The following is a 6,567-nucleotide window of genomic DNA, read 5'->3' on the forward strand; positions in this document are numbered from 1 at the left end:
TATCGAAAAATATTGGGCCAATATGAAAACGAAAATCCGAGAACTTTTACCTACTGTAGCTAATTTATCCGAAGCCTTAGATCAAGCTGTTTTATCAATGTCGATTTAAATAACTATAACTTCTTACTAGCGTAGGCAAACTCTTACATTTGGCATTAATAAAAAAAGCCCTAGAGGCAAGACAAAAACGTCCTTATTTTTTTCTAGGTCCATTGCGGCTCAAAATCTTCTGCTGGGCAAGATTTTGTTTGATGGTTGTTTTTATCCAGCGAACACCTTCAATGTGAGTGTGAGCTGGTTGAGCATCGGTTGTTGTAATGCCTATTCCCGGCGTAGTGCGTTTAGAATTTTTAGTATTGTGTCTAGCTTTTTTAATTTTCATATGTCTTGTAAAAGAATCCATTAACTCTTTTCTTTTTTGCATGATTTTTTTAGGAATTTTTACAGGAGGATTCTCTTGAATGACGGGGTTTTTTTGAGCAGAATGAATTTCTTTTCTTTGTTTTTTGCGATTTTTTAAAGAGAGTTGATCTTTCATAGATTAGCCTTGAATGGATATATTGCTCTTAAATGCTCATTCTATTTTTTAATTTATTTATTTTCAATTTATAACCAGTATTTTTGTGTAAAATCAGCCTAGGTCTAAAGAAACCTAGGCTAAATAAAAGCTTTTTATTCTTTTTCAGGAGCATTACCAATCAAAACCTCTGAGAAAAGAATAAGAATAGCTGTTGATACAGCACATTGTAGAGCAGACCTTAAAACCTTCAATGGGTCTATAATGCCGCTTTTTAGAAGATCCTCTACTTTTCCTGTTAGGGCATTTAATCCAAATTGCGACTCTTTGCTCAGAATCTCATTAAAAATAACAGCGCTGTCTAGACCGTTATTAGCAATGATTTGCTTAAGAGGAGCTTCGCAAGCTTGGATCAAAATTTGCGCTCCCCTATTTTCTTCATCGCTTAGATGCACGTTTATGTTGCGGCTAGCTCTTAAAAGCCCGATTCCTGCTCCAATTACAATTCCTTCATCAATTGCAGCTCTTGTGGAATTGAGACTGTCTTTAAATATTTGTTGTTTTTGTTTGGCTTCTGCCTCAATAGCACCTCCTACGCGAATGACCGCTGCTCCGCTTATCAATTTAGCTTTGCGATCTTCTAACTTTTCTTTGTTGTAAGAGGAGGTAGTTTCTGTAATTTCTAACTCAATCTGCTTAATGCGTACTTTTACTTCTTCATTTTTGCTCTCATCTGTAATGATAATTGTTTTATCTTTGCTCACAATCACTTTTTCTGCATAGCCTAGATCCTCAAAAGTAGCATCTTTTAAAGACAAACCGGTCTCTTTTGAGATAAACTTAGCGCCTGTTAATATAGCAATATCTTTGAGCATTTCCTGACGGTTATCTCCAAAACCAGGGGCTTTTACTGCACTTACTTTAAGTATTCCCTTTAATTTATTAATCACTAGCGTGGAAAGAGCATCTGCTTCTACCTCTTCTGCAATAATCAATAATTCAGAAGAGGAAGTGGCAATGGATTGTAAAATAGGCAGTAATTCTTGAGCAGATGAGATCTTTTTATCTGTGACTAAAATGCGAGGGTTATGTAGTTCTACACATAGTGCATCTTCTTTTGTGCAGAAAGAGGAACTGATATAGCCACGGTCAAATTGCATCCCTTTAGCTATTTCAACCGTTGTGTGGATTCCTTTGCTCTCTTCTATAGTAATAACACCATTTTTCCCTACTCGTTCAATAGCTTCAGCAATAAAGGTTCCAATGGTTTGATCGCCTGAAGCAGAAGCTGTTGCTATATTTTGTATTTCTTTTTGGGTTTCAATGGTAATAGCATTTGTCTTCAAATCATGTAAAATGGCGTCAAGTGCTTTTTCTATTCCTCGTTTTAAATGAACAGGGTTTGATCCTGATGTGATTTGTTTAGCGGCATTTTTTGCAATTGCGCGTAGTAAAATCAAACAGGTAGTGATTCCATCTCCACACAGCTCTTTCATTTTTGCAGCACTCTCTTTACCTAAAGCAATTCCCATATTTGTATATTGATCTTTTAGCTCGATTTCTTTAGCCACATTATTTCCATGATTGGTAATACTAGGAGCTCCCCAAGAGGATTCTATAGCTACATTGCTGCCTTTAGGACCTAATGTATTACAAACAGCGTCTACAAGTTGATCTATTCCTTCGAGTAATTTATTTCTGGCTTCTTCTTCGAAAATCAGTTCCTTAAGTGTTGACATAACTATCTCCTAGTTAAAAGTGGTTGTCATACAGAGTGACATAATAGTGATTATTTCTGATAGAAGAAGTATAAAAAGAGAAAGCTTATTTTGCAATTAGTTGTCTTCAAAGTCAAGATCTTCTTTATAAATTTTTCTTTTAGGGAGTTGATGCAGTTTGGCGACTATTTTAACGGCTTCAGAGCGGCTAAGATGTAGTTCTTCTTGTAGTATGTTAATATGCGAAATGACATTGCCTGTTAGACAGCCCTCTTGTGTATTTTCTGAAATTAATAAGACGATTTCTCCACGAGGGGTATGTGTTTGAAAATGATCGAGTAAGACACTAGCTTCTCCAAACAAACTCTCCTCATGTAGTTTGGTTGCTTCTCTTACAATACAAAGAAACCTTGTATTATCTAGTTTTTGTAAATGAGACAGGGTTTTTTGTATTTGATGAGGAGTCTCATAGAAGATACTAGTTCCTTTATACTCTAATGCTATCTTAAGGATTAGAGCCCTTTCTTTTTCTTTTTTAGGAACAAACCCTAGAAATTGAAAAACAGTAGATGAAAAGCCAGACAATCCAAGGGCAACAATTAGAGCACAAGCTCCTGGGATCACTGTCATAGGAATTTTTTTCTGGCGACATGCAGAGATAAGTGGTAGACCAGGATCTGAAACTGTAGGAGTTCCCGCATCGGAAATAAGTGCTACATTTTTTCCATTTGCTAAATCTTCTAAAATGCTATCGAGTCTCATTCTTTCATTAAAGCGATGAAAGCTTTTTAGGGGATTTTTAATCGAGTAATGATTTAAGAGGATTTGGCTATGACGGGTATCTTCACATAAGATATAATCACATTCTTTAAGTACATCAAGTGCACGAAAGGAAAAATCTTTTAAATTGCCAATAGGGGTTGAAACTACATATAACATGGATTTTTAGTAAAAATAAAAGGTGGCACCCAGATTCGAACTGGGGATAGGAGCTTTGCAGGCTCCTGCCTTACCACTTGGCCATGCCACCTTAAGGAATTTGCAAAAATTATGCTGTATTAAGCATAAAAGGGTCAAGGATAAGTTTTTTTAATGATTAAAATCTTTATTTAGTTACTCTTTCATACAAATGTATACTTGTAAAGAAATTGCAGCTTATTTAGGCATCCTCTCCTCTAATCTGGTTTCCATAAAGGGATTTCATCAAGATAGCAGGCTAATTGAGCCAAGCGATCTGTTTTTTGCTCTGTCTGGAGAGAGAGTGGATGGTCATGCTTTTTTAAGAGAAGTAGCAAAAAAAGGGGCAGTAGCAGCTGTTGTATCCAAGCGATACAAAGGGCCAAGCTATGGTTTATCTCTATTAGCTGTAGAAGATGTCATGAATGCATTACATCTTTTGGCACAGGTTGTATTTTCAAAGAGACAAACCCGTATTATTGCAGTTACTGGATCTGTGGGGAAAACAACTATTAAAGAGTTTATTGCAGCGCTTTTATCCGCGCAGTTTAGGGTTGCGAAAACTCCCGGTAATGCCAATTCTCGAATAGGGGTACCTTTGGCTTTATTAAATGCAGATAGAAAAGCAGATATTTTTGTTGTGGAAATGGGAATGAGTCAAAAAGGACAAATAGCTAAACTTGTATCTATTGCCCCTCCAGAAATTGCTGTAATCACCAATATAGGTTTAGCTCATAGCGCTTATTTTCCAGAAGGATTAGAAGCTATTGCTCAGGCAAAGGCTGAAGTTTTGTCATCCAGCAAAACGCGTCTTGCTATTTTAGGATCTAATGTAGGAAATTTTTCCGCTATTAAAAATAGCTTGTTGCCCAAAAAAAATTATGGTTTATCACAAGGATTAGATCTCTATTTACAAGTTTGTGAGGAAAAGTTTTGTTTGATAGAAAAATCTGGTAGATCTTCTTTTTTTTCTTTGCCTTTTCAAGCAGAGCATTTATGGGAAAATTTTTGTGGTGCTGCTCTAGTTGTTAGGGAATTTGGCGTTTGCTGGAAAAAGATTATTGAACAAACCAAGCAACTTAAAACCATTTCTCATCGATTTACTATTGTAGAAAAAAAAGGGATTATATTTGTTGATGACTCTTATAATGCTAGTGTGTCTTCCATGAGAGCAGCTTTTAAGTCCTTGCCAAAGTCTAAAGGAAAGACAATTGCTGTAATAGGGGATATGAAAGAGCTCGGAGAGTTTACAGAGACATGTCATTTGGAAGTGGCTAAATACGCATTAGAAGTCACCGATATATTGCTCTGTTTAGGAAAAGATTGTTCCTTAATGGTAGAATTATTTATTAAGAATAAACGCAAAGCTTATCTATATCATGATTTTCAAGATCTGTACAAAGCTGTATATGCTCTTGCAAGCCATGGTGATGTTGTTTTAATTAAAGGCGCGAATTCTCATCAATTATGGCGCATTTTGGATTAGGATTGCGATGTTTTCATCTTCTAGCTTAAGATAACATTTACTTAAAGAACAACTTAAGAGTGCATCCGTGATTCTTTTCATTTATCAATATTTAAGTAGTTTAGGAATTCCATTACATTCGGTTTTTACTTATTCATCTACTCGGACGATACTAGCAGCATTGAGCTCTTTGCTATGTGCGATTTGGATAGGCCCTTACTGTATCAGAAGGCTCTATGCCTTAAAAACAGGACAGTCAATTCGTGTGGAAGATTGCCCTCTATTAGCAGAACTTCATCAAAAAAAAAAAGAAACCCCGACTATGGGAGGTATTTTCCTTTTATTTTCGGCACTGATTTCCCTTATTTTGTGGATGGATTGGAGAAGCAGCTTTACCATCATGTTATGCTTACTTACTTTGGGTCTAGCAGTTATAGGTGGAATTGACGATTATTTAAAAATGAAATTAAAAAATTCTAAAGGAATGAAGGCGCGCACCAAATTTCTCATGCAGCTGTTTATTACATTAGGAATTTGTAGCTATCTATATATCCCTCAGTTTACACAAGAAGACTTCTTGCATCCACCTATTGCTAAAGAATGGGTTAAAAGAAGCAAGACAGAAGGAGAGTGGAAAGTATTAAATACACAGCAATACATGGGCTATTATTTTGTTCCTTTTATCAAAAAGCCTCTATTTAAGTTAACTGGTTTAAGCTTAGTGCTTGGAATTTTTTTAAGTGTATTTGTAATCACCGGTTCTTCCAATGCGGTAAATTTAACAGACGGATTAGATGGTTTAGCTTCAGGTTGCTTGATTATGGTAGCGGTTGTATTAGGAATCGTTGCCTTTTTATCAAATAATAAAGAAATGGCTCGTTACCTAAATATCTTATACATCAAACAAAGTGGAGAAATAGCTATCTATTTATTTGCTGTTATTGGCGCAACTCTTGGGTTTTTGTGGTATAATGGGTTCCCGGCACAGGTCTTTATGGGCGATATCGGCTCATTATCTCTAGGGGGGATCATTGGCTTTTGTGCTGTTTTATTACGAAGAGAGCTTCTTTTAGCCTTAGTGGGGGGAGTATTTGTTGCAGAAACCCTTTCTGTGATCTTACAAGTAGGAAGTTACAAATTGCGTAATCGCAAACGTATTTTTCTATGTACACCTCTTCACCATCATTTTGAATATAAGGGCTGGCCTGAGACAAAAGTGGTTATTCGCTTTTGGATTATGGGTTTGATTTTAGCGTTATTGGGGTTAGTTTCCTTAAAATTTCAGTAAGAGTTAGAGCTGTTGCTATTTTAGTTTGTATTTGCTTGCATAGTCAAACCAAAATGCTTTGCAATTTTTGATAAAAAATGATCGGGGTTTTTCTCTACATAAGCGATTAATCTCTGATCATCAATTTTCCTATAAGTGCTTTTCTTTTTTAGAGGTTCTACGTTTCCTCTTTGTTTCTTACTCTTTACCCATCGGTAGACAGTTGCAATCCCAACTTGAAATAGCTGGCTAGCCTTCATTAGACTTCTTGCGTAATTAGGTTTTTGCTATACTTCCTTCCTAAATGGAGGAATATGAAAAATTACTTAGAACTTCAATCACTCTCACCCGAGCAATTTAGAAGACTAACAGGAGTGAAACGAAAAACTTTTGAAGAAAAGGTCTTAATTTTATTGGAAGAGCAAAACAAAAGATAGAGAAAAGCTAGGAGAAAAGGCTTACTTAAACCTAGAAGACAAGCTTTTAAAGACTTTAGAATATTTGAGAGAATATCGAACGTATTTTCACACAGGTTGCAGGTACGGTCTGAGAGCCTGTTTAAAATCTTTTCAAAAGTAGAGCAATAAAAGCAAGAACCACCATATTCAGGCTTGTATGTAGTTTTCTTTCTCAATTTTTCCAT

Annotated in this window: 7 protein-coding genes and 1 tRNA gene; 2 read left to right on the forward strand and 6 right to left on the reverse strand. The window is 35.9% G+C overall.

The features are described 5' to 3' along the window. Positions 1-193: 193 nt before the first annotated feature. The 4 genes from RHOW815_RS06105 to RHOW815_RS06120 form a co-directional block, all read right to left on the reverse strand. Positions 194-538 (reverse strand): hypothetical protein, encoded by a 345-nt coding sequence (locus RHOW815_RS06105; protein ID WP_215217443.1) that lies wholly within the window; start codon positions 536-538, stop codon positions 194-196. Positions 539-672: 134 nt separating this feature from the next. Then, positions 673-2,256 (reverse strand): chaperonin GroEL, encoded by a 1,584-nt coding sequence (groL, locus tag RHOW815_RS06110; RefSeq protein WP_215217444.1) that lies wholly within the window; start codon positions 2,254-2,256, stop codon positions 673-675. A 96-nt stretch (positions 2,257-2,352) separates the two neighbouring features. Further along, positions 2,353-3,174, reverse strand: coding sequence for a 16S rRNA (cytidine(1402)-2'-O)-methyltransferase (gene rsmI, locus RHOW815_RS06115; RefSeq protein ID WP_215217445.1), 822 nt, complete (start codon positions 3,172-3,174; stop codon positions 2,353-2,355). Between the two features lie 20 nt (positions 3,175-3,194). Further along, positions 3,195-3,265: transfer RNA gene (locus RHOW815_RS06120), tRNA-Cys, on the reverse strand. 99 nt (positions 3,266-3,364) lie between these two features. On the opposite strand from RHOW815_RS06120, the gene RHOW815_RS06125 reads away from it, so the two are divergent. Continuing rightward, on the forward strand, positions 3,365-4,678 hold the full coding sequence (locus tag RHOW815_RS06125) for a UDP-N-acetylmuramoyl-tripeptide--D-alanyl-D-alanine ligase (RefSeq protein ID WP_215217446.1): 1,314 nt from the start codon (positions 3,365-3,367) through the stop codon (positions 4,676-4,678). 67 nt (positions 4,679-4,745) lie between these two features. Next, a complete protein-coding gene (gene mraY, locus RHOW815_RS06130; RefSeq protein ID WP_215217447.1) occupies positions 4,746-5,945 on the forward strand; it encodes a phospho-N-acetylmuramoyl-pentapeptide-transferase in 1,200 nt (399 codons plus the stop codon). Positions 5,946-5,965: 20 nt separating this feature from the next. Here mraY and RHOW815_RS06135 read toward each other — a convergent pair whose 3' ends face one another. Together RHOW815_RS06135 and RHOW815_RS09360 are read right to left on the reverse strand one after the other, a co-directional pair. Further along, positions 5,966-6,184, reverse strand: coding sequence for an IS630 transposase-related protein (locus RHOW815_RS06135; RefSeq protein WP_215217448.1), 219 nt, complete (start codon positions 6,182-6,184; stop codon positions 5,966-5,968). A gap of 74 nt (positions 6,185-6,258) precedes the next feature. Next, positions 6,259-6,567 (reverse strand): hypothetical protein (locus RHOW815_RS09360; RefSeq protein ID WP_502757472.1); only part of this gene is annotated, 309 nt, incomplete at its 5' end.

This window comes from Candidatus Rhabdochlamydia sp. W815 (genome assembly GCF_018642185.1).
Lineage (GTDB): Bacteria > Chlamydiota > Chlamydiia > Chlamydiales > Rhabdochlamydiaceae > Rhabdochlamydia > Rhabdochlamydia oedothoracis.

Bases quoted from the DNA above. Each gene is read 5' to 3' on its own strand.
- RHOW815_RS06105 (WP_215217443.1), bottom strand. From the start codon at position 538: ATGAAAGATCAACTCTCTTTAAAAAATCGCAAAAAACAAAGAAAAGAA.
- groL (WP_215217444.1), bottom strand. From the start codon at position 2,256: ATGTCAACACTTAAGGAACTGATTTTCGAAGAAGAAGCCAGAAATAAA.
- rsmI (WP_215217445.1), bottom strand. From the start codon at position 3,174: ATGTTATATGTAGTTTCAACCCCTATTGGCAATTTAAAAGATTTTTCC.
- RHOW815_RS06125 (WP_215217446.1), top strand. From the start codon at position 3,365: ATGTATACTTGTAAAGAAATTGCAGCTTATTTAGGCATCCTCTCCTCT.
- RHOW815_RS06135 (WP_215217448.1), bottom strand. From the start codon at position 6,184: ATGAAGGCTAGCCAGCTATTTCAAGTTGGGATTGCAACTGTCTACCGA.